This window comes from Pseudomonas sp. 43A (genome assembly GCF_013363935.1).
Lineage (GTDB): Bacteria > Pseudomonadota > Gammaproteobacteria > Pseudomonadales > Pseudomonadaceae > Aquipseudomonas > Aquipseudomonas crudilactis.
Genome location: NZ_CP054880.1, coordinates 5,534,583 through 5,556,223, shown reverse-complemented (window position 1 = coordinate 5,556,223; position 21,641 = coordinate 5,534,583). Strand labels below are relative to the sequence as shown.

At 57.1% G+C, this 21,641-nt stretch carries 21 protein-coding genes and 1 pseudogene; 15 read left to right on the top strand and 7 right to left on the bottom strand.

Features of this window, described 5'->3' with window-relative positions; all coding sequences use genetic code 11:
• Positions 1–5 precede the first annotated feature (5 nt).
• Positions 6–1,298 (bottom strand): OprD family porin, encoded by a 1,293-nt coding sequence (locus HUW52_RS24330; protein ID WP_175555103.1) that lies wholly within the window; start codon positions 1,296–1,298, stop codon positions 6–8.
• Between the two features lie 235 nt (positions 1,299–1,533).
• Between HUW52_RS24330 and HUW52_RS24325 the strand changes: the two genes are divergently transcribed.
• Together HUW52_RS24325 and HUW52_RS24320 are read left to right on the top strand one after the other, a co-directional pair.
• Positions 1,534–2,205 (top strand): response regulator, encoded by a 672-nt coding sequence (locus HUW52_RS24325; RefSeq protein WP_007898613.1) that lies wholly within the window; start codon positions 1,534–1,536, stop codon positions 2,203–2,205.
• Entirely contained in the window at positions 2,198–3,583 is a 1,386-nt protein-coding gene (locus HUW52_RS24320) for a sensor histidine kinase (protein ID WP_175555102.1), read from the top strand. Before HUW52_RS24325 ends, HUW52_RS24320 begins: the two co-directional genes overlap by 8 nt.
• A 108-nt stretch (positions 3,584–3,691) precedes the next feature.
• Here HUW52_RS24320 and HUW52_RS24315 read toward each other — a convergent pair whose 3' ends face one another.
• Both HUW52_RS24315 and HUW52_RS24310 read right to left on the bottom strand, forming a co-directional pair.
• Positions 3,692–4,513: an HDOD domain-containing protein gene (locus HUW52_RS24315; RefSeq protein WP_016984704.1), complete on the bottom strand. Its 822-nt coding sequence runs from the start codon at positions 4,511–4,513 to the stop codon at positions 3,692–3,694.
• A gap of 35 nt (positions 4,514–4,548) precedes the next feature.
• A complete protein-coding gene (locus HUW52_RS24310; RefSeq protein ID WP_175555101.1) occupies positions 4,549–5,490 on the bottom strand; it encodes a folate-binding protein YgfZ in 942 nt (313 codons plus the stop codon).
• Positions 5,491–5,640: 150 nt separating this feature from the next.
• Here HUW52_RS24310 and HUW52_RS24305 point away from each other — a divergent pair, with 150 nt between their 5' ends.
• Complete coding sequence (locus tag HUW52_RS24305) at positions 5,641–5,895, top strand: succinate dehydrogenase assembly factor 2 (protein ID WP_007911418.1); 255 nt, start codon at positions 5,641–5,643, stop codon at positions 5,893–5,895.
• Positions 5,879–6,331, top strand: a complete 453-nt coding sequence (locus HUW52_RS24300; RefSeq protein ID WP_175555100.1) for a protein YgfX — start codon at positions 5,879–5,881, stop codon at positions 6,329–6,331. Before HUW52_RS24305 ends, HUW52_RS24300 begins: the two co-directional genes overlap by 17 nt.
• On the opposite strand, the pseudogene HUW52_RS24295 reads toward HUW52_RS24300, so the two are convergent.
• Positions 6,300–6,491 (bottom strand): annotated as a pseudogene (locus HUW52_RS24295) (L-aspartate oxidase); the annotation flags it as partial. The gene HUW52_RS24300 and the pseudogene HUW52_RS24295 sit on opposite strands and share 32 nt — an antisense overlap.
• 43 nt (positions 6,492–6,534) lie before the next feature.
• On the opposite strand from HUW52_RS24295, the gene HUW52_RS24290 reads away from it, so the two are divergent.
• Both HUW52_RS24290 and HUW52_RS24285 read left to right on the top strand, forming a co-directional pair.
• Positions 6,535–7,977: a tyrosine-type recombinase/integrase gene (locus tag HUW52_RS24290; RefSeq protein WP_175555099.1), complete on the top strand. Its 1,443-nt coding sequence runs from the start codon at positions 6,535–6,537 to the stop codon at positions 7,975–7,977.
• 28 nt (positions 7,978–8,005) lie between these two features.
• Complete coding sequence (locus tag HUW52_RS24285; protein WP_175555098.1) at positions 8,006–8,383, top strand: hypothetical protein; 378 nt, start codon at positions 8,006–8,008, stop codon at positions 8,381–8,383.
• Between the two features lie 540 nt (positions 8,384–8,923).
• Here HUW52_RS24285 and HUW52_RS24280 read toward each other — a convergent pair.
• Positions 8,924–10,012: a hypothetical protein gene (locus HUW52_RS24280; protein ID WP_175555097.1), complete on the bottom strand. Its 1,089-nt coding sequence runs from the start codon at positions 10,010–10,012 to the stop codon at positions 8,924–8,926.
• 771 nt (positions 10,013–10,783) lie between these two features.
• Here HUW52_RS24280 and HUW52_RS24275 point away from each other — a divergent pair.
• From HUW52_RS24275 to HUW52_RS24265, 3 genes are all read left to right on the top strand, one after another.
• Positions 10,784–11,293, top strand: coding sequence for a hypothetical protein (locus tag HUW52_RS24275; RefSeq protein WP_175555096.1), 510 nt, complete (start codon positions 10,784–10,786; stop codon positions 11,291–11,293).
• Positions 11,294–11,598: 305 nt separating this feature from the next.
• Positions 11,599–12,138 (top strand): HNH endonuclease, encoded by a 540-nt coding sequence (locus tag HUW52_RS24270; protein WP_169907986.1) that lies wholly within the window; start codon positions 11,599–11,601, stop codon positions 12,136–12,138.
• A 75-nt stretch (positions 12,139–12,213) separates the two neighbouring features.
• Positions 12,214–12,372 carry a hypothetical protein gene (locus tag HUW52_RS24265; RefSeq protein ID WP_175555095.1) on the top strand — a complete coding sequence of 53 codons (159 nt, stop codon included), beginning with the start codon at positions 12,214–12,216 and terminating at the stop codon, positions 12,370–12,372.
• A gap of 218 nt (positions 12,373–12,590) precedes the next feature.
• On the opposite strand, the gene nadB is transcribed toward HUW52_RS24265, so the two are convergent.
• Entirely contained in the window at positions 12,591–14,195 is a 1,605-nt protein-coding gene (gene nadB, locus HUW52_RS24260; RefSeq protein ID WP_175555094.1) for an L-aspartate oxidase, read from the bottom strand.
• 558 nt (positions 14,196–14,753) lie between these two features.
• Between nadB and rpoE the strand changes: the two genes are divergently transcribed.
• The 4 genes from rpoE (at position 14,754) to HUW52_RS24240 (ending at position 18,571) form a co-directional block, all read left to right on the top strand.
• A complete protein-coding gene (gene rpoE / locus HUW52_RS24255; protein WP_003172477.1) occupies positions 14,754–15,335 on the top strand; it encodes an RNA polymerase sigma factor RpoE in 582 nt (193 codons plus the stop codon).
• 30 nt (positions 15,336–15,365) lie between these two features.
• On the top strand, positions 15,366–15,953 hold the full coding sequence (locus HUW52_RS24250) for a sigma-E factor negative regulatory protein (protein ID WP_034153146.1): 588 nt from the start codon (positions 15,366–15,368) through the stop codon (positions 15,951–15,953).
• An 8-nt stretch (positions 15,954–15,961) separates the two neighbouring features.
• Complete coding sequence (locus HUW52_RS24245) at positions 15,962–16,927, top strand: MucB/RseB C-terminal domain-containing protein (RefSeq protein ID WP_016984700.1); 966 nt, start codon at positions 15,962–15,964, stop codon at positions 16,925–16,927.
• 210 nt (positions 16,928–17,137) lie between these two features.
• Positions 17,138–18,571, top strand: coding sequence for a DegQ family serine endoprotease (locus HUW52_RS24240; protein WP_016984699.1), 1,434 nt, complete (start codon positions 17,138–17,140; stop codon positions 18,569–18,571).
• A 78-nt stretch (positions 18,572–18,649) separates the two neighbouring features.
• Here HUW52_RS24240 and HUW52_RS24235 read toward each other — a convergent pair whose 3' ends face one another.
• A complete protein-coding gene (locus HUW52_RS24235) occupies positions 18,650–20,083 on the bottom strand; it encodes a M48 family metalloprotease (RefSeq protein ID WP_016984698.1) in 1,434 nt (477 codons plus the stop codon).
• A 98-nt stretch (positions 20,084–20,181) separates the two neighbouring features.
• Between HUW52_RS24235 and HUW52_RS24230 the strand changes: the two genes are divergently transcribed.
• Positions 20,182–20,421: a sulfurtransferase TusA family protein gene (locus HUW52_RS24230; RefSeq protein ID WP_016984697.1), complete on the top strand. Its 240-nt coding sequence runs from the start codon at positions 20,182–20,184 to the stop codon at positions 20,419–20,421.
• A gap of 32 nt (positions 20,422–20,453) precedes the next feature.
• Positions 20,454–21,524 (top strand): AI-2E family transporter, encoded by a 1,071-nt coding sequence (locus tag HUW52_RS24225; RefSeq protein WP_175555093.1) that lies wholly within the window; start codon positions 20,454–20,456, stop codon positions 21,522–21,524.
• Positions 21,525–21,641: the final 117 nt, after the last annotated feature.

The window sequence follows — 21,641 nt, the reverse complement described above, 5'->3', positions numbered from 1 at the left end:
GGCCATTACCAGAGCGCAACGCTGTAGCTCACCAGCAAACGCACTTCGTCTGCATCGCGAGCCGAGTAGTTGGAGCGGTAGGTGGCATTACGCAAACGCACGGCGACATCCTTCAAGGCGCCGCTTTGTACTACATATTTGATCTCGGTGTTGCGTTCCCACTCTTTGCCTTCTTCACCGTTCTTGAGCTTGATGTTGTCACCGCTCAAGTAGCGGCTCATGAAGCTCAGGCCGGGGATGCCGAGTTTGGCGAAGTCGAAGTCGTAACGAGCCTGCCAGGAGCGTTCTTCAGCGCCGGCAAAATCGTTGATCTGCACGAAGTTGACCAGATACGGGTCGCTGCCATCGACGTAAGGGAAAGCGCTGTCGCCAGACATGTGCTGATAACCGGCGCTGAACTTGTGGCCGCTCAGCGCGTAGCTGACCAGACCGTTGAGCGAGCGGTTGTCGATCTCGCCGCCACGGGCTGCGCCCTGGTCATCACTGACGGCAAAACGCAGGTCGGTGGCAAACGTGCCTGGGCCCATCGGACGTGAGGCCACGAGACCGAAGAAGTGCTGGTTGTAGACTTCGTCGAGCTGGGCGAAGTGGTAACTGCCGGTGATCTTGTCGGTGAACTTGTAGTCCACGCCGCCAAAATCAAAGTGCTTGCCGGCAGCGGTGCCAGCAAAACGGCTGTTCTTGTTGTTGAGGGCGATGTCCTCGAAATCGGTGCTGTCGCGATCCTTGGCTTTCTCCAGTCGACCACCGGTGAAGGTCAGGTTTTTGATCTCTTTGGAGGTCAGCAAGCCACCTTCAAAGGTCTGCGGCAGGATGCGCCCGTCGTTGGGCTTGAGGATCGGCAGTTCAGGAATCAGGCTGCCGATTTTCAGCTCGGTGGCGGAAATTTTTACTTTGCCGGTCAGGCCGACTTTCGAGTACTCGTCTGCCGCGCGCCCATCGTCGTGGGTCGGCAGCAGGCCGGTGCCGGTACGGTCCGGGCTTGAATCGAGTTTGACGCCGAGCATGCCTAACGCATCGACACCGAACCCCACGGTGCCGTCGGTGTAACCCGATTGCAGATTGAGCATGAAGCCCTGGGCCCATTCATCACGCTTGGATTGCTGGGCGCTGGTGCCATCGCGAAAGTCGCGGTTGAAATACATGTTGCGGGTTTCGAAAGTGGCGCTGCTGTCTTCGATGAAGTCGGCAAAACTCAACGGCGAAAAACCGGCAAGAGCGGCGGCACTGGCAAGGGCGGTGTGGCTGAAACGGGAAGGGCGAGCAGGCACAGGTGCCTTGGTCTGCATGGACGGCATGCGGGGTACTCCGTTTATTGTTCTTATTGGTCGAAAACGCTTCGTGGCGTTTTTCTTTACGCTGTGTGGCATCAGCGACGGCAGTCGGAACTGTCCGTGGGCCGACTCTAACGGGCTAACCTTTCGCTAACCTTTCAGCAGACTTTCACGGCTTTCGGGCTTCACAGCGGCGGTTGCGGCTGTAAACTCCGCGGCAAAGCGTGGCGCCGGCCATCCCTGAACGAGGTAAAAATCCATGCGTGTTCTGCTCGTCGAAGACCATCTGCAACTGGCCGAAAGTGTCGCTCAGGCGCTCAAGAGCACCGGTCTGACCGTGGATGTGTTGCACGATGGCGTGGCCGCCGATCTGGCCTTGAGCAGCGAGGAATACGCCGTGGCGATCCTCGATGTCGGCTTGCCGCGCATGGACGGTTTCGAGGTGCTCGCGCGCTTGCGCGCACGCGGCAAGAATCTGCCGGTGTTGATGCTGACGGCGCGCAGCGATGTGAAGGATCGCGTCCATGGCCTCAATCTCGGCGCCGACGATTACCTCGCCAAGCCTTTCGAGCTGACTGAACTGGAAGCACGGGTCAAAGCCTTGCTGCGCCGCAGTGTACTGGGCGGCGAACGCCAGCAGCGCTGCGGCGTGCTGGCCTACGACCTCGACACCCGGCGCTTCACCCTCGGCGAGGAATTGCTGACGCTGACGTCCCGCGAACAAGCGGTGCTGGAAGCACTGATCGCCCGACCGGGGCGGGTGATGAGCAAGGAGCAACTGGCCGCGCAGGTGTTTGGCCTCGACGAAGAAGCCAGCCCCGACGCGATCGAAATCTACGTGCATCGCTTACGCAAGAAACTCGACGGCCAACCGGTGGCGATCGTGACCTTCCGCGGCCTCGGTTATCTGCTGGAAAGCCGCGATGCATAAGCCCAGCAGCCTGCGCTGGCGCTTGCTGTGGAACCTCGCATTACTGCTGGTGGTGTTGATGCTCGCCAGTGGTTTGAGTGCGTACTGGAATGGCCGCGAAGCTGCCGACACCGCCTACGACCGCACGCTGCTGGCCTCGGCGCGAACCATCGCCGCAGGCCTGTCGCAACGTGACGGTACATTGAGCGCCGATGTGCCCTATGTCGCACTCGACACCTTCGCTTATGACAGCGCCGGGCGGATTTACTATCAGGTTAATGACATTCATCAGAAGCTGATTTCCGGCTATGAGAACCTGCCTGGGCCGCCGCCGGGGACACCGCGCACCGACAGCTATCCCGCGTTGGCGCGTTTCTACAACGCCACCTACAACGGGCAGAACGTGCGCGTGGTCAGCCTGCTGAAAGCAGTGACCGAACCGAACATGAACGGCATGGCGGAAATCCGCGTGGCCGAAACTGACGAGGCGCGGGTGAGCATGGCGCGCAGTCTGGCGGCGGATACGTTGCTGCGTTTGGGCATGTTGGCGATCGGCGCGTTGTTGTTGGTGTGGTTTGCGGTCAGTGCCGCATTACGACCGCTGGAGCGTTTACGCACGGCGGTGGAAGAACGTCAGCCCGACGACTTGCGCCCGCTGCCATTGGTTGAAGTGCAGCATGAACTGTGGCCGCTGGTGCGCGGGCTCAATCATTTCACCGAGCGTCTGCGCGGTCAGTTTGAACGGCAGGCGCAGTTCATTGCCGATGCGGCGCATGAGTTACGTACGCCCTTGGCAGCGCTGAAGGCTAGGCTTGAGTTGGGCCTGCGTTCGAACGAGCCCGAGACGTGGCGCACGACATTGGAGTCCTCTGCGCAAAGTACCGACCGCCTGACCCATCTGGCCAATCAATTGTTGTCACTGGCGCGCGTCGAAAACGGCGCGCGGGCGATTGCCGAGGGTGGTGCGCAGTTGCTCGATCTGAGCCAGTTGGCCCGAGAGCTGGGCATGGCCATGGCACCACTGGCGCACAAGCGCGGGGTAGCGCTGGCGCTGGAGGCGGACGAACCGGTGTGGTTGCGCGGTGAGCCGACGCTGCTGAACGAACTGCTGAGCAATCTGGTGGACAACGCTTTGGCGCATACGCCACCGGGCGGTAACGTGATATTGCGGGTGACGGCGCCAGCGGTGCTTGAGGTTGAAGATGACGGGCCGGGCATTCCGTTGGAGGAGCGCGACCGGGTGTTTGAGCGGTTCTACCGGCGTAATCAGCAGGTGGCGGGTTCTGGCCTGGGCTTGGCGATTGTCGGCGAGATCTGTCGGGCGCATCTGGCCCAGATCAGTCTGCATGATGGTGAGCAGGCGGGGTTGAAGGTGCGGGTCAGTTTTATCGCCGGGTGATTCTGCGGTGTTCTTGCCGGCCCCTTCGCGAGCAGGCTCGCCCCCACTCTGGAATGCATTTTCCTGTGGGAGCGAGCTTGCTCGCGAAGGGCGCGCCTCGGTCTCGGATCAGTAAAACATCGTCCGCGACTCTTCCAGATCTTCACACAGCGCTTTGTTCTCCGGATCAATCCCAAGCTTTCTGAACGCCGGAACAGTCATTGGATCAATCCGCGCAAACGGATGATCAGTGTCCTTGTGGCAGTACAGACTGGCCACTTGCACCAGATCGACATAGTCGATGGCAGTCGAATCGCGCTTGAAGTCTTGATAGCGCCCCGGCAGTTCCACCAGCCGCTCAGGGAACTCCCAGACCCGCAGCAACTTGTCGCCAAGCAGCGGGTGAATATGGTCGATTACATGATTGAGGCTGACCGGATCCGACAACAGTTCGTAGTGATCCTCGGCGTAAGTCAGAATCGGCAGCACGCCGATCTGATGCACCAGCCCACCGAGCGCGGCCTGATCAGGTTTTAGCTGTGTGTAGCGGCGGCACAATGCATAACTGACCCCGGCAATCTCCAGGCTCTTGCGCCAGACTTCGCGCATCTTCTGTTCGACCACTTCTGAGCGGGCGTGGAAGATCTGCTCCATCACCAGACCAATCGCCAGGTTGCTGCTGTAGTTGATGCCCAGCCGGGTGATGGCAGTGTGCAGGTCGGTGACTTCCTGCGCGGCGCGCAGCAGCGGGCTGTTGACCACTTTGATCAGGCGCGCCGACAGCGCCGTGTCACGGCCGATCACTTTACTCAGGTCGCTGACGCTGATTTCCGGGTCTTCAGCGGCCTTGCGAATCTGCAGGGCCACTTCCGGCAACGTGGGCAGAACCAGGTCATCGTTATCGATGGCCTCAACCAAATCCTGTTGGACTTTTTCCGCCAGTTCGCTCATTTAAACTCTCTAGGGTGTTGCAACAAATGCTGCGATCAGCGCTGGATTTCGCGGTCGCGATCCAGTTCGTAAGGCAGGTCGAGCAGATGCAGCGCGGGACCTTCGAGGGTGCCCAGATGCAAATCACCGGCTTCGGCTGCTTCGGCCTGCAGCACCGCCAGGAGTTCAATGTTTTGCCCGGCCTTGGCGGCCAGCACCACTTCGCCGATGGAGCTGTTGTGGCTTGGCGCGAACAATTGCGTGCCAGGCTCCGGCAACTCGGCAGCGTCCAGGCTCAGGTGATACAGACGACGCTTGAGTTTGCCCAGGTACTGCATGCGCGCGACGATTTCCTGGCCGGTGTAGCAGCCTTTCTTGAAGCTCACGCCGCCGACGGCTTGCAGGTTGAGCATCTGTGGGATGAACAGCTCGCGGGTGCTCGGCATGACCTGGCCGATACCGGCACGGATCTGGCCCAGCAGCCATTGATTCAGCTCGGCTTCAGACAGGACTGCGGACAATTTGGCTTTGATCGCGTCAGCCTGATCGGCCGGCGCCCAGAGTTCGGCGCGATCCGGCGAGACGCGAATGGCGATCAGGCCTTCGCTGCGCACGACGCTGTCGGTTTCTGCCGGCAGGTCCAGACCGAGGCTGGTCAAGGCACTGTCGCCATGTGCCAGGCCGAAGCGCACCCAGGCGGCGCTTTCGTCGGTCAGTTTCGACTTGGAGAACACCGCGTACTTTTTCAGGTCCGCCAGTTGCGGCTCCAGCAGCTCGCTGGCCATCGCCAGCACCACGCCGTCACCTTCGAGCAGAATGCGGAAGCTCGACTGCATCCGGCCTTTCTGCGTGCAACGTGCGCCAAGGCTGGCACGGCTGTCGCTCAGGTAATTAAGGTTGCAGGTCAACTGGCCTTGCAGGAATTTTCCGGCATCCGCGCCGCGAACCGCGAGAACGCCTTCATGAGACAGGGTGCAGAAAAAAGCAGAATCGGCCATGGGTCATCGCAGGGTAAATAGACTGGGGCACATCATAAGGGTGCGTCGGTGAAATGGGTAGTTGATAAAGGATCGGTGGTGCCCGACCAAAGCCGACTGTGCGGCCCGCGTGGGGGCTGTATACTTGCCGGCAAATTTGAGGAGGGCCCCATGGTCGAACAAGTTGAACTGAATCGCCTGTTTTGGCACAGCCGTCGCGGCATGCTTGAGCTTGACGTGTTGCTGGTGCCGTTCGTGCAGGAGGTTTACGCGACGTTGAACCAGGTGGATCGCGATCTGTATGTGCGTCTGCTGACGTGCGAGGATCAGGACATGTTCGGCTGGTTCATGGAGCGCAGCGAGTCTGAAGATCCGGAACTGCAGCGCATGGTTCGCATGATCCTGGACCGTGTCCAGCCCAAGTAACACGTTCGAATGCCGCTGGCATGCCTCGTGGCAGTTGCTGGCGGCGTATCTGTTGGCCCAGGCGTTCGCGCTGGGTGCATTGTTTCTGCTGTCGATTCCACTCTGGGCCAGTTTGCTTGGGGCGTTCGCGTGCCTGCTTCACGGGATTTGGGTGCTACCTCGGCAGATTCTGCTCAATCACCGTCGGGCCTTTTGCGGATTGCGCCGGGACGCCGATGGCTGGCAGTTGTGGAATCAGGCGGACGGCTGGCAGGCGGTACAGCTGTGCCCGGACAGTCTCGCGTTACCGCTGATTGTGGTGCTGAGATTCAGATTGCGCGGCGAATGGCGGGTCAGATCGATCTGCGTGCCACGGGACTCGCAAACGGCGGATCTGCACCGACGTCTGCGAGTACGACTCAAGTTCAGCCGGCGTAGGTGGGCGGCACCAGAATAGTGTCGAGCGCCTCGGGCAGCATGTCCGGATAGTCGAGGGTGTAATGCAAACCGCGACTTTCCTTGCGCTCCATGGCTGAGCAGATCATCAGTTCGGCGACCTGCGCCAGGTTGCGCAACTCGATCAGGTCGCGGCTGACTTTATAGTTGCTGTAGAACTCGACCCTATGAGGCTAAACCCAATGGATACAGGGGTTTCAGCCGATGACCGCCAACCACCGCTCCCAAAGTGGGACAAACCTGTTACAAACTGCGCTCGCCAAGCCGTACCACTATCGCCGTTCTGGTCGCTATTACCTTCGCCTTCGCCCCCAAGGAACCGTTAAGGGCTTCTTCACGCTGTCACTCAGGACTACCGACAAGGCCTCCGCAATGACCATCTCCGACGACATCCTCTCGACCCTCAAGGCTTACCACTTAGACAACCCTGAGGCGTCATGGGACGAACTCCGTGAGCGTCTTATAGACATCGCAGAGTACAACTTGACGATGGCGCACGGTGACAGCTCTCTGGTCGCTTACGAGATGATCAACGATGAGCATCATTTGGCGTTGCGTATGGCCTCCGCAAAGCTGCCCCTCAGCGTTAACCAGCAACGGGCAGTGAGTAAGGCACTTGAGATCATTGAGGCCTCACAGGAACGTATGCGTGGCCGTTCAGGGAAATTGGTCGAGATCGTTAAGGACCTCAATGATGAGTCTTGTGGCGTGCCTTTGGCTCTCTCCCTGCCTATATCTGTAAACGCTTCCCCAAGTCTGCCCTTCAAGTCCCTCTCTGCGCTGTACATGGAGGAACGCAAGGACAGCATTGAGGCCAGCACCATGCGTGACGTGAAGTCATCGTGTGAGGCTATCGGCGTGATCCTTGGCGACTTGGACATGAGGGGGCACACTCGTGAGGACATGAAGAACCTTCGGGACAAGCTCCTTAAGGGCCGTAAAGGGTCCACTGTGAACAAGCTGATGACCCGGCTATCAACGGTGATGGATTGGGCTGTGAATAACGGCTACCTCGACAAGAGTTTTGACAAGGGGCTGAAGCTTTCCAAGGATGCTGACAGCTCGCGTGAAGCGTTCTCTACGGGTCAACTAAAGGCCCTAATGACTCACGCTAACTCACTACCAGCGGACGCATGGCAGCGTTGGGCGTTGTCACTTGGGGTCATCACCGGGGCGCGTATTGAGGAACTGAGGCAGTTGACCAAGGCTGACGTTAAGCAAGTTGGGGGCGTGTGGGTCATAGACATCAATAGGAACGATGGCAAGACGGCCAAGACCAAGAATGCTTTGAGGGTCATCCCGTTGACCGATGGCGCTTACGGCTTCGACCTCCAGGCCTTCCGTGAGTTTGTAGATAGCTCCGACTCCCGACTGTTCACGTTGGGGGCTGGTCAGTACTCCAGCGTGCTTAATGGCGCCCTTAGGGATGTCTTGAGCTTGAACGCTGATCGGACCCTAACCTTCCACTCGTTGCGTCACTCGCTGGCCGGTGCCTTGAAGGCCGCTGAGGTGCCTGTGGGAACCGCTGAGTCCATCTTGGGGCACGCTTCAGGGTCTATCAGTTATGACCTGTATGGGGCAGGGAGTGCCGTTGAGGTGGGCCGTATGGCTGAAGCTCTGGTGAACGCGTTCCGTATGGCCTTATGATATTGCTGAAATTTGAATGGAGTCAGCTATGAGAAATCTTGATCTATACGGAATTGCTAAGGTCAACAGCGAACTACAGGCGCGCGCGATATTAGTGGATCGAATTCCCTCTCTTGGTGAAAAAACAGCTCGAATTATGGCTTGGCAATGTTTCATTCAAGACCAGGTAAATTTAGACGACAGCAACGAGCGAACTTCGAACCTTGCGCGAATTAAACACGGAGAGGCTATCGCTGCTTTTTGGGAGACCGGCGACGAGATGGACGTAGACTCAAATGCGTTTGTTTCGTACTTTTTCGATGAGCTTGGCGTCATTAATCGCAAGGTCACCAAAAAGGGTGTGCAGATAGCCTTCTATATCTTCGTAGCCCTCGGCTTATTCGGTTTATACAAACTCTTTTCCTGAGCAGCGGTTTAGCTGCACCTCGGACTACCACCTTTAAGGTCCGTCACGACTTAAATTACGAAATATCGTGGGAGCTGTGAGGCCCATCACTGACGCACTTGGAAGCTCTCAATGAGTGTTGCTATTACGGTTAGTGTATTAAGTGTCCTGACTATCAGGAGGGTTCAGGCTGGGTCTGGACGGATTATAAAAAAAGCATCGCGACACTGCCCAGGAGACCTATCTTTTAGGTGTTCGCTATGAGGCTGCAATTGATGCCACACGGCTCCTGTATCAGTGGTACAACCTGACCCTAAGAGGACCTGAAGAGGACCCCTTGGTTAAGGAGGTCCTTGAAGTTCTATCAGAGCTTGATGCAGAAGCCTTACGTATGAGAGCCATCACTGATGAGAATCGTAGGAAGCCTGGAAGCTGGACCTTAACGGATTTGAAGAGGTTCGCCAGGGAGGAAGGGCATTGAGGGTAACCTTAAGTTGGTTGTCTCTCAATGCTCTATCCTTCACCAAGGTAATAAAAAACGTTCGATTTATTGCAGTAAGCTTATGGGGTTTTTGTGATCTTTAAGTCTATTGGTGTGATGAACGGAACCTCAGGTGCAAAGGGGGAGATGCTCGAAATTGAATTGCAAAGTGCGCCAAGCTGCTGCATAGAAATATGAGCGTATTCGAGTGCGTCTCTTGAGGAGTCCATATTCTCAATAAAGTTCAAGCCGCGAGCAAAGTCTACGTTGGGGTCTTCAAAGTATTGTCCAGTAGTTCGATTTTTAGTTACTTGAGCAGGTTTTAATGGAATTGGTAGCTGTATGGCTGGCAACTGCTGGCCATGAAAGTCTATTGTCCTCGTGAAGGCCAGTAGGGTCTTCGCAGCATTTGCTAAAGGGGCGACATGGACGACTAAGTCTCGGTATGCGCCGAGTTCGTAGAGCCAATTGTCGGGCGACGATGAGGCTTTCAACTCCTTGCCCGCTTTATCCTGAGGTGGCTGAGATCGCCAGATCTTTAATAGGCCACTTAAAGCGGTGATTTTGGGAGCGGCCGGATCATTTTTTCTTATTGTTGCCTCTGAGTAGAACTCTGAAAGATAATCTCTTAAAGTGCAAGAATCTACCAGAAACGACTGTAGGGCCAAGTAACATAACGAGGTATGACCATCAAGAAAGCGTTCGTTGGGTTTAAAAGATTTCGAGTGTAATCTTCCGTTCAGTTGATCTGAATATGCTTCCGATAACTGCCTCAATCTCCATTCACATGCTCTTATTTGATGGGAGATTCGAGAAGCTATATCGTAAAATAGTCCATTTTTTTTTAGAAATGCGGCATTGGCTATGAAGGACCAATTATGACCTTGGTCTGTGCATATCCACGTTGGAGAGGCTGCGGGATTAATTGACCTCCACTCGGGAGGTACGAAACTTTTCGCTTGCTCTTCTGTGTGAAAAAAATCACATCCGACTATCTGGAATCCTAAAGCTTTAACATCAGCATAAAAACTACCATAGCTTTTTATAGTTAATGTTGCGGACTTTCCATTCATTGCACTGGGCCGAAGATCAGCTTTTTGATCCATCCCATTCAGAATGCGTCCGCCACCGTATAGATGCAATTCTCTCAAAACCGGTTGCCATTCCATGCGAATGCTCCTTGCTTAGGTTCGGGCGTGCGTGACTCAGCGACCGGGCGCTCAGAACGCGCCGCTACCACTAAGCCAGATAATAAAGAGCGATTCAACAAATTGGAGCGCCGTGGGTCACACCGGGCTTTGTTATTTTCTGACGGTCTCCATAGGTAGCGCTATAGACGACCAAACGGCGCGGCGGTCTTTATTGAATCCTTCAAAACTCACTTAGCGCGCAGCTCTACAAAATGTAAGGAGTGAGCTGATGTGTGGGTCTGCACAAATTGCATGGCGACACGGTATTGATAGAACCCTGGCTTAACTGCTGGGCTACATCGTTTATGAGGGCCTGCTGGGCTCCCTGTAAATTATAGCCTTAGCCTGCCGCATAGCCCTGAGTAAACCCTCACTAACGCGGGAAGGCCCGAACAGTTTCCTCTGCTGACCGCCTGACTGTGCGCGTAGAAACCCTCACTAAGGCTACGAGTTGACACCTCGGATCAAAACCCCTCACCCATTGAGAGATAGGCGCCTGTCGCCAAGTAACTGGCTGCCTGTGTGGGCCACGTTCTGATACTTAGGAACAGATACCCTCACAAGAACACGGACAACACAGTTTCCTCCTAACGTCTCCCGCTGCGATTCCCTCAATGGGTCTCAAGGTGGGCTCGTTTAGACACCTCGGATTAAAACACCTCCCCCGACAAGAGGGCATCACCAATCACCCTGCACCACGGGAGGCTCAACGCTGCCCGTCGATAAGGAGAACTATAGGAGACCACCACCATGATCCACCTCACACCCGTTCCACTCCACACCTTGGCCGATGACTTCGACCGGGCCGACTATCTTACAAGCCTGCGTCTTGTCCCTGAGAAACCCAAGCGAGGAACCGTTCCGACAATCATTGAGAATCCTTTCTGTAGTCATCTGGATTTTCAGGACCGGTATGACCGATGGTCTGAAGACATTCTTTCAGGAGTCGCAAAGCTGGACCACGGCGGAACCAAGCAGCTCCCCGTTAAGACCCTCTATGAATTGCTTGAGTCCCTTGAGGTGTTCTCTACAGAGACCATTGGGGCACATCTGGGCCTGTCCTCCCGGATGGCTCGCCGCTATCTCAGCGCCCTTGAGGTCGCCTTGCAACCGCTTATGAGGTCCCGGCCTAAGTGGCTGAGGGCTGCTATGGGAGGCCTTGAAGGTCACCAGCGCGAGACCATCTCGGCCATTCAATCGGCACCTGACCAGATGGCACAGCTACGCCTGGACCTGGGAGCTGATGCGTTCCTCATTTAATGCGGACACAAGATGAAGAACCCTATGGACCGACCTCTAAGAGGCGCTGACTCAATGAGGACACAAGACTAAAGACCCTCTAAGAGACCTTTTGTGATGTGGATTATTTGCTGATAAGCAATCCCATCTCAGAGAGAGACCTTTAGACCCTCTGGGCTTAAAGCCTGGGTCTACCGACCACATACTGACCAACGTCACTGAGCAACCTTTAGGGGATCACTGAGCAACTACACGCACCTATAAGACCCACACCACGGGTCACCCAGGAGAACCACCAACCAAGAGACCACAAGGAGTACCACCACATGCAAAACATTCAGATCGACGTTAAGACCCTTTCCGCTTCCTACAAGGCCGACTCCCTGAGCCCTTCGGGCCTTGCGACCCTTGAAGGTCAACCCGTGGGCACACAGCGCCCTGATGGCTATTGGTCATTCCAAGGGCTGGCAGTTCACCGGGTCGTGTATGCACTGACCACCGGCACTGATCCCCAAGGCCTGTACATCGACCATAAGGACGGTGACCCAGGCAACAACAAGGCCAGCAACCTACGGGCCTGCACCAATCGCCAGAACGCACGCAACACCCCAGGCCGTGGAGGGTTCTTCCCTAAAGGGGTCTACCTCAACGCCAAGACCGGGCGCGTGACTGGCTGTGTCGAGGGCTACAGCCTGCGCAAAAGTTTCATGCTTGACCGTGACCATGACGGCGCACAGCTCAACGCAATGTGTCGTGCTGCCCTTGAGGCAATCCTTGAGGAGCATGGCGAGTTCGCCAACGTGACCAGCTTCTACTGTCAGCTCCCGCTTGAGGCCGTAATGGGTCCCGCTGAGGGCTGGCCGTAAGGCTCACTTTAGGGACTGGGATTAAAACCCCTCACCAGATGAGGACCCTGTTGATTCCCTAAAGGAGATTCCCACATGTCTAAAGTCAACCTGAACCAAGCAACCGGCACCATTAACCGCAACACTGACCACCGTGACGCCCGTGACCGTTTCGCCATGCCTGACCGTATGCACGTTGACTCGGTCGTTGAGGGTTCCACCGTGGCCCGTTTCAGTGACTCCCGTGTACGTTAAGGCGCAGCACCTAACGAAAATGACACAAATTTCTGTGAGACCACCTGTCATAGCTAACCTGCGCGCTTACCCCCGTAGGCCTCGCACGCTCGCTCAGGCGCACAATAAGGACCCTTGCGGGCAGGCGATAAGGACCCCAGCGTTGGGACAAATGTGCGTCAAAGCTGTTACAAAATCGGGTCCTACGGTGCTACGCTATGGGCTCCTAACGTGCCTCATTAGGTCGGTGTAAGGATCGTATCCTTCGCCTCTGGCAGCATCCCTGGATAGTCCAGCGTGTAGTGCAGACCCCGAGATTCCTTACGTTCCATGGCAGACCTGATCATCAGTTCCGCTACTTGAGCAAGGTTCCTCAACTCAATCAGGTCTCTGCTTACTCGGTAGTTGCTGTAGAACTCGTCGATCTCGTCCAGCAGCAGACGCACGCGGTGCTGCGCCCGTTGCAGGCGCTTGTTGGTGCGCACGATGCCGACGTAGTCCCACATGAACCGCCGTAACTCATCCCAGTTGTGCGCGATGATCACGTCTTCGTCGGAGTCGGTGACCTGGCTGGCGTCCCAGGCGGGCAGGGCGCTTGGCGCGGCGACGTCGTCCAGTTGCGCGAGGATGTCGGCTGCTGCCGAACGGGCATAGACGAAACATTCCAGCAGCGAGTTGCTGGCCATGCGGTTGGCGCCGTGCAGGCCGGTGAAGCTGGTTTCGCCGATGGCATACAAGCCCGGCACATCGGTGCGACCTTGTTGATCGACCATCACGCCACCGCAGGTGTAGTGCGCGGCGGGTACGACCGGAATAGGTTGTTTGGTGATGTCGATACCGAAACCGAGGCAGCGCTCATAAACAGTGGGGAAGTGCGTCTTGATGAAGTCTTCGGGCTTGTGACTGATGTCGAGATAGACGCAGTCGACACCCAGGCGCTTCATTTCATGGTCGATCGCCCGGGCGACGATGTCGCGCGGTGCCAGTTCGGCGCGTTTGTCGAAGCGATACATGAAGCGCTCGCCGTTCGGCAGCTTCAGGTGTGCGCCTTCGCCGCGCAGAGCTTCGGTAATAAGGAAGCTTTTCGCTTGTGGGTGGTACAGGCAGGTCGGGTGGAACTGGTTGAATTCCAGGTTCGCCACCCGGCAGCCGGAGCGCCAGGCCATGGCGATGCCATCACCGCAGGCGCCGTCGGGGTTGCTGGTGTAGAGGTAAACCTTGGCCGCGCCGCCGGAGGCCAGAATCACGAAGCGTGCGCCGTAGGTGTCGACCTCGCCGGTTTTGCGGTTGAGTACGTAGGCGCCGAGGCAGCGCTCGCCTTCCATGCCTAAACGGCGTTCGGTAATCAGATCAACGGCAACCCGCTGCTCCAGCAATTCGATGTTCGAACGCTCTTTGGCCTGGGCCAACAGGGTTTTGAAAATCGCTGCGCCGGTAGCATCAGCGGCGTGGATGATGCGCCGATGGCTGTGGCCGCCTTCTCGGGTCAAATGGAATTCGAACCCGCCGTCTTCAGTGCCTGACTGATCGTCGCGGGTGAAGGGTACGCCTTGGTCGATCAGCCACTGGATGGCTTCACGGCTGTGCTCCACGGTGAAACGCACGGCGTCTTCATGGCACAGCCCGCCACCGGCGTTGAGGGTGTCCTCTACATGGGATTCGACAGTATCAGTGTCGTCGAGCACGGCGGCGACGCCACCCTGGGCCCAGAAGGTCGAACCGTTGGCCAGATCGCCTTTACTCAAAACGGCAATGCGCAAATGACCCGGCAGGGTCAGCGCGAGACTCAAACCGGCAGCACCGCTGCCTATGACCAGAACATCATGTTGGAATTGTTGGCTCATTACAGGATTCCGCTCAAAGCGACCCGGGTCGGGGGTGGCGCAAGACAGCTGGTTCGGCGAGTCAAGACAGCCACACAGCCCACTAGTATATAGAGGGGTGGGGCGGCACAATAGCCGAGCCGACATGGCATTGTGAAACTACTGTGAAGGAAAAAACCGCGTGCTTCGTCGGAAGTTTTTTTCACCCTTTTGGGAAGAACACGACTGTATCGGCGCTGAAACAGGAATTTTCTGCCCATGGTTGCCCAATGTCCGGGCGGTGCGGCTATAAATAATTGGAACTTTTGCCAAAGGCCCAAGATCAATAGTCGGTGCCAGAAACAAGGGACGTGTCGGCTTCAGTGCGGAATCTGCGGTTGGATTCCTGCCCGGCGAAACCGATAACAAGATTATTCGCGCAGCCGGTTTATCCCGCGCTGCGTTTTTCGTGCGTGCCAAATCAGAGCCCGCAGGAAACTTGCCTGGAGGGGGAGAACTTTTGCGAAAAGCCCGAGTCTATGTTTGCAAGTCTGGTCGTTTAGTTATGCAAGTCTCCTTCGGGCTTATCGAGGAGTGTTCATGCTAACCCAGGAAGAGGATCAGCAGCTGGTCGAGCGCGTTCAACGCGGCGACAAGCGAGCTTTCGATCTGTTGGTGCTGAAGTATCAGCACAAGATTCTCGGGTTGATCGTGCGTTTTGTGCACGACACCCATGAAGCCCAGGACGTGGCTCAGGAAGCCTTTATCAAGGCGTATCGAGCACTTGGAAACTTTCGCGGCGACAGTGCGTTTTATACGTGGCTGTACCGTATTGCCATTAACACGGCAAAGAATTACCTGGTTTCACGCGGCCGCCGGCCGCCGGATAGCGATGTTAGTTCCGAGGATGCAGAGTTCTACGATGGCGATCACGGCCTCAAGGATCTCGAGTCGCCAGAACGTGCATTGCTGCGGGATGAGATCGAAGGCACCGTCCATCGAACCATTCAGCAACTGCCAGAGGATTTGCGTACGGCTTTAACTTTACGTGAATTCGATGGTCTGAGTTACGAGGACATTGCGAGCGTCATGCAATGTCCGGTGGGTACCGTGCGCTCCCGGATTTTCCGCGCTCGGGAGGCCATCGATAAAGCCCTGCAGCCGTTGTTGCAGGAAAACTGAGACAGCGGCGACAGCCAAGAGAGGAACGCCATGAGTCGTGAAGCCCTGCAGGAATCGCTGTCCGCAGTGATGGATAACGAAGCGGACGAACTGGAATTGCGTCGAGTGCTCAATGCACTGGATGATGTTGATACCCGTGAGACCTGGGCTCGTTACCAGATCGCTCGGGCAGCCATGCACAAGGATCTGCTGCTTCCGCGTCTGGATATCGCTGCGGCAGTGTCTGCTGCACTGGAAGACGAAACGGCTCCGGCCAAAGTATCTCGCAGCCCATGGCGCAACCTTGGTCGTCTGGCTGTTGCAGCCTCGGTGACTGTTGCCGTGCTGGCTGGTGTTCGCCTGTACAACCAGGACGAAATCGCTGGCGTCGAACTGGCTCAGCAATCCAATCAGCCAACCTTGGCGACCCCTCAGGTCAAAGGTCCGGCTGTTCTGGCAGGCTATAGCGAGAGTTCGGAAGCCACTGGCCCGATGGCTAACGGCGTACTGCAAGGTCAGCCAGGCTGGCACGATCAGCGTCTGCCAGGTTACTTGCGCCAGCATGCTCAACAGGCTGCACTGAAAGGTACTGAAAGCGCGCTGCCTTACGCACGTGCTGCAAGTCTGGAAAACCGTTAAGGAGGATCATGCGCGCCATACCTCTACTTTCGCTTCTGCTAAGCGGCTGGTTCATTGTTCCAGCCCACGCTGATGAGGCCCAGGACTGGTTGACCCGTCTGGGCCAGGCCGAGCAGCAGCAAAGCTTTCACGGCACATTCGTTTACGAGCGTAACGGTAGCTTTTCTACCCATAACATCTGGCATCGCGTCCAGAATGGCCAGGTCCGCGAGCGTTTACTCCAGCTCGACGGCTCTGCGCAGGAAGTCGTGCGCATTGATGGACACACTCAATGCGTCAGCGGCACCCTGATTGCCGGGCTGGGGGATTCTCCCAACTCAGCCGCTCGTCCTCTCGATCCGCAAAAGCTGAAAAACTGGTATGACCTTGCCGTCATTGGCAAATCGCGCGTGGCTGGGCGAGACGCGGTGATTGTATCGCTGACGCCTCGCGACCAGCATCGCTACGGTTTTGAGCTGCACCTGGACAAGAAAACGGGCTTGCCTTTGAAGTCATTACTGTTGAACGACAAGGGGCAGTTGCTCGAACGCTTCCAGTTCACCAGTCTCGATACTGACGAAGTCCCGTCGGACAAAGATTTGCAGGCCGATGCCGACTGTAAAGCGATTACGCTCGACAGCGACAAGGCTTCGGCCGTCAAGACCGCTCAGGTCTGGCATTCTGAATGGCTGCCGCCGGGTTTTGAATTGACCAGCAGCACCTCGCACAAAGATCCGGAAACCAAGACTCAGGTCAACAGCTTGCTGTATGACGATGGTCTGGCGCGTTTCTCGGTGTTCCTCGAGCCGTTGAACGGTGCAACAGTGACCGATACGCGGACTCAACTTGGCCCGACCGTTGCCGTTTCTCGTCGCCTGACTACCCCCGACGGCGAAATGATGGTCACGGTGGTTGGCGAGATCCCGATTGGCACCGCCGAACGAATTGCTCTGTCGATGCGTAATACCGATGGCGCTGCAACCAGCAAGCAGTGAGCTGATTTCAGTCATTACCACTTCTTCGTCGAGACGTAGATGAAATGTTTGCTGAGCATTTTCATTTGCAAATACCCCGAAAATTTTTTATAGGTCAGAGCCTCACGGCTCTGGCCTTGTTTGTTGTTGCCGGAACAAAAATGCCGGTCGGTGGTTTACGGTGTTCCTTGCTCCATATCGCTTAACCCTGCTCGTCGTAACGGGAGCTGTATGTCGATACCAAGTTTGAAATCTTATCTCTCCATTTTCGCCACTGTGCTGTTGCTCGGTCAGGCGGTGCCTGCTGCGCAAGCGGCCGATCTGCCTGACTTCACCCAATTGGTCGAACAAGCTTCGCCAGCCGTGGTGAACATCAGTACCACGCAGAAACTGCCGGATCGCAAAGTGAACCAGCAGATGCCTGACCTGGAAGGCCTGCCGCCGATGCTGCGCGAGTTCTTCGAACGTGGCATGCCGCCTCAACAGCGCTCGCCGGGCGGTGGTGGTCGGCAGCGTGAAGCGCAGTCGCTGGGTTCGGGCTTCATCATTTCTCCGGACGGTTACATCCTCACCAACAATCATGTGATTGCCGATGCCGACGAAATCCTCGTCCGCCTCGCCGACCGCAGCGAAATGAAAGCCAAACTGATCGGCACCGACCCGCGCTCCGACGTGGCTTTGCTGAAAATTGAAGGCAAAGATCTGCCGGTGCTCAAACTCGGCAAATCCCAGGACCTGAAAGCCGGTCAGTGGGTCGTGGCAATCGGTTCGCCATTCGGTTTTGACCATACCGTGACTCAGGGCATCGTCAGTGCTGTCGGCCGCAGTCTGCCAAACGAAAACTACGTGCCGTTCATCCAGACTGACGTGCCGATCAACCCGGGTAACTCCGGTGGCCCGCTGTTTAACCTGAACGGCGAAGTGGTCGGTATCAATTCACAGATCTACACCCGTTCCGGCGGCTTCATGGGCGTGTCGTTCGCGATCCCGATCGATGTGGCGATGGACGTTTCCAATCAGTTGAAGAGCGGTGGCAAGGTCAGTCGTGGCTGGCTGGGCGTAGTCATCCAGGAAGTGAACAAGGATCTCGCCGAGTCGTTCGGTCTGGATAAACCGGCCGGCGCGCTGGTTGCGCAGATTCAGGATGACGGCCCGGCAGCGAAGGGTGGCCTGCAAGTCGGTGACGTGATCCTGAGCATGAACGGCCAGCCGATCGTCATGTCTGCTGACCTGCCACATCTGGTCGGCGCACTGAAAGCTGGCGCCAAAGCCAATCTGGAAGTGATTCGTGAAGGCAAGCGCAAGAACGTCGAGCTGACCGTCGGCGCGATCCCGGACGAAGACAAAGAGCTGGATGCACTGCCGAAGTCCGGTACTGAAAGCACCAGCAATCGCCTCGGTGTTTCGGTAGGCGAACTGACTGCCGAGCAGAAGAAAACCTACGACCTCAAAGGTGGTGTGGTGATCAAGGAAGTGCAGGACGGTCCTGCGGCGTTGATCGGTCTGCAGCCAGGTGACGTGATCACGCACCTGAACAACCAGGCCATCGGTTCCAGCAAGGAGTTCGGCGAGATCGCCAAAGCGCTGCCGAAGAATCGTTCGGTGTCGATGCGCGTACTGCGTCAAGGTCGTGCCAGCTTCATCACCTTCAAGCTCGCTGAATAACCCAGCGCTAAGGTAAAAAGAAACCGCCTCGAAAGAGGCGGTTTTTTTATGCCTGAAGCTTTTGTGAGGGGGCAAGGCTCAGCCCATCATGTCCTTGATCATGCGCTCCTGCTCCATCAGCTCACGCTGGCGGGCATCGATGCGTGAAGACAACGGGAAGTTGCTGCCAGCCTTGCGCTTGGCAAAGTCGAGCTGCTGGATCGCCTGTCGATAATCGCCAACCAACGCGAAATACTCGGCACGCGCCTGGTGCAGGCCGATGATGTTGCCCGACAGACCACGGGTTTCGGCGACTTGATACCAGACATCCGGATCATCCGGACGTGACTTGAGCAATGCTTCCAACGCCTTTTCGGCATCAGGTGCGCGATTCTGTTTGAGCAACAGATCCACGCGCACCTGATTCAGCGGATAGTTGCCCGGATACTGCGTGAGCATCCGGTCAACACGCGATTGCGCATCCGGCAGGCGATTATTGGTGATGTCCAGATCGACCTGAGCAAGGTTGTAGATGATTTCGTTTGGTGACGTTGCCAACAATTGCTTGAGGTTCTCACGCGCCTCATTCAATTGGCCGCCCTTGATCTGCGCAATCGCCAGACCGTAGCGCGCCACGTCGTTTTTCGGATTTTCATCCAGTTGCGCACGGAAGCGCTTGGCGCCCAGGCCGGGAGTTTCTTCGTAAATCAGTTGCACGCGTGCGCGGATCAACTGATAGCGCTTGGAGTCTTCGATACCGCCAGGTTTGGCCTGCTCGGCACGGTTGCGGGTGTCGGCAATACGCGATTCGGTGACCGGGTGAGTCAGCAGGAATTCCGGGGGCTTGGCGTCGAAACGATACTGACGCATCAGACGTTCGAACATGGTCGGCATTGAGCGTGGGTCGTACCCGGCCTTTTCCAGATTGAGGATGCCAATGCGGTCGGCTTCCTGCTCATTTTGCCGGGAGAAGGTCCGTTGCGACTGAATCGCCGCCGCCTGGGTACCGGCGATGGTCGCGATTCCGGCGTCGCCGCCGCCGGCCGCGGCAATAACGATCCCGGCCAACAAGGCCGCCATCATCGGCACCTGCATCCGCTGCGAAGCCTCTACACCGCGAGCGAAGTGGCGTTGCGACAAATGCGCCAATTCGTGCGCGAGTACCGAAGCGTATTCACCTTCGGTCTGCGCATTGAGAAACAGACCGCCGTTGACCCCGACCACACCGCCCGGCGCCGCGAAGGCGTTGAGTTGCGGGCTGTTGATCAGAATGAACTCAAGACGCCGGTCGGTGACCTGGCTGGTCTCCACCAACTTGTACACGCTGGATTCGACATAGTCTTTGAGTTGCGGATCGTTGAGCTGTGAAACCTGGCTACGCAACATGGCCAGCCATGCGCGGCCGAGCTGATATTCCTGTTGCGGCGAGACAATGGCAGAACTGGCGTCGCCGAGTGACGGCAGATCGTCGGCAAAGCCTGGTGAGGCGAGCAGGCAAGCGAGCGTCAGCAGGGTAGGGCGCAGAAAAGTCATGCACAAAGCCTTAGAAGACAAAGACCTTACTGTAGCCGGACACCGGAGCCGCGACCAGATATTCTAGGCAGCTCGACGACCCGAACCGGAGTGACGCAATGACTGACGCTGTAGCCCATGACGCGGAACTGGACGCCAGTGGCCTGAATTGTCCGTTGCCGTTGCTCAAGGCAAAAATGGAACTCAACAAGCTCGAGAGTGGCGCCGTTCTCAAGGTGATCGCTACCGACGCGGGCTCGCAGCGCGACTTTCGCACCTTTGCCAGGTTGGCCGGTCATACCCTGCTGCGCGAAGAAGACGAAGCAGGCGTTTACCGTTACTGGTTGAAAAAGGCCTGAAACCGACAGCGTAAAAGACCTAAGGATTATTGATGTTCAAAGTGTTACGCGACTGGATTCAGCGCTACTTCTCCGATGAAGAAGCTGTAGTGCTGGCGGTGCTGCTGTTTCTCGCCTTCACCGCGGTTCTCACCCTCGGCGGTATGCTCGCGCCGGTGCTGGCGGGGATGGTGCTGGCGTATCTGATGCAGGGGCTGGTGGTCACGCTGGAACGCCTGCGCGTGCCGGGTGGTGTGGCGGTGGGGCTGGTGTTTGCACTGTTCATGGGCGTGTTGATGCTGTTTATAGTCGTGGTGCTGCCGTTGCTCTGGCATCAGTTCATCACCCTGTTCAATGAACTGCCGGGCATGCTCGCCAAGTGGCAATCGCTGCTGCTGTTGCTGCCGGAACGTTATCCGCATCTGGTGTCCGATGAGCAGGTGTTGCAGGCGATCGAGGCGGCGCGTGGCGAGATCGGCAAGTTCGGCCAGTGGGCGCTGACGTTCTCGCTGTCGAGTCTGCCGCTGCTGGTGAACATCATGATCTATCTGGTGCTGGTGCCGATTCTGGTGTTTTTCTTCCTCAAGGACCGGGTCATGATCGGCGAATGGGTGCGTGGCTACTTGCCGCGTGAGCGTGCGTTGATCACCCGGGTTGCGCAGGAAATGAACCGGCAGATTGCCAACTACATTCGCGGCAAGGTCATCGAGATCGTGATTTGTGGTGGCGTGACTTACATCGCATTTGTGGCGCTCGGATTGAATTATGCGGCGCTGCTGGCGTTGCTGGTCGGTGTGTCGGTGGTGGTGCCGTACGTTGGCGCGGTGGTGGTGACCGTGCCGGTGCTGTTGATCGCGCTGTTTCAGTGGGGCTGGAGTGATCAGTTCATCTATCTGATGGCGGTCTACGGGATCATCCAGACACTGGATGGCAATGTGCTGGTGCCGCTGTTGTTCTCGGAGGCGGTCAATTTGCACCCGGTGGCAATCATCTGTGCGGTGCTGTTGTTTGGCGGGTTGTGGGGATTTTGGGGCGTGTTCTTTGCGATCCCGCTGGCGACCCTGTTCAAGGCAGTGCTGGATGCGTGGCCGCGCAAGGAGCCGGTGGTGGCGCCGCTGCTCTAGTGGTTGATCCAGATTATTCGGTGAAGTCAGGGCCCATTCGCGAGCAAGCTCGCTCCCACACTGGATCTGTGGCGTTCACAAGTCCAATGTGGGAGCGAGCTTGCTCGCGAAGGCGTC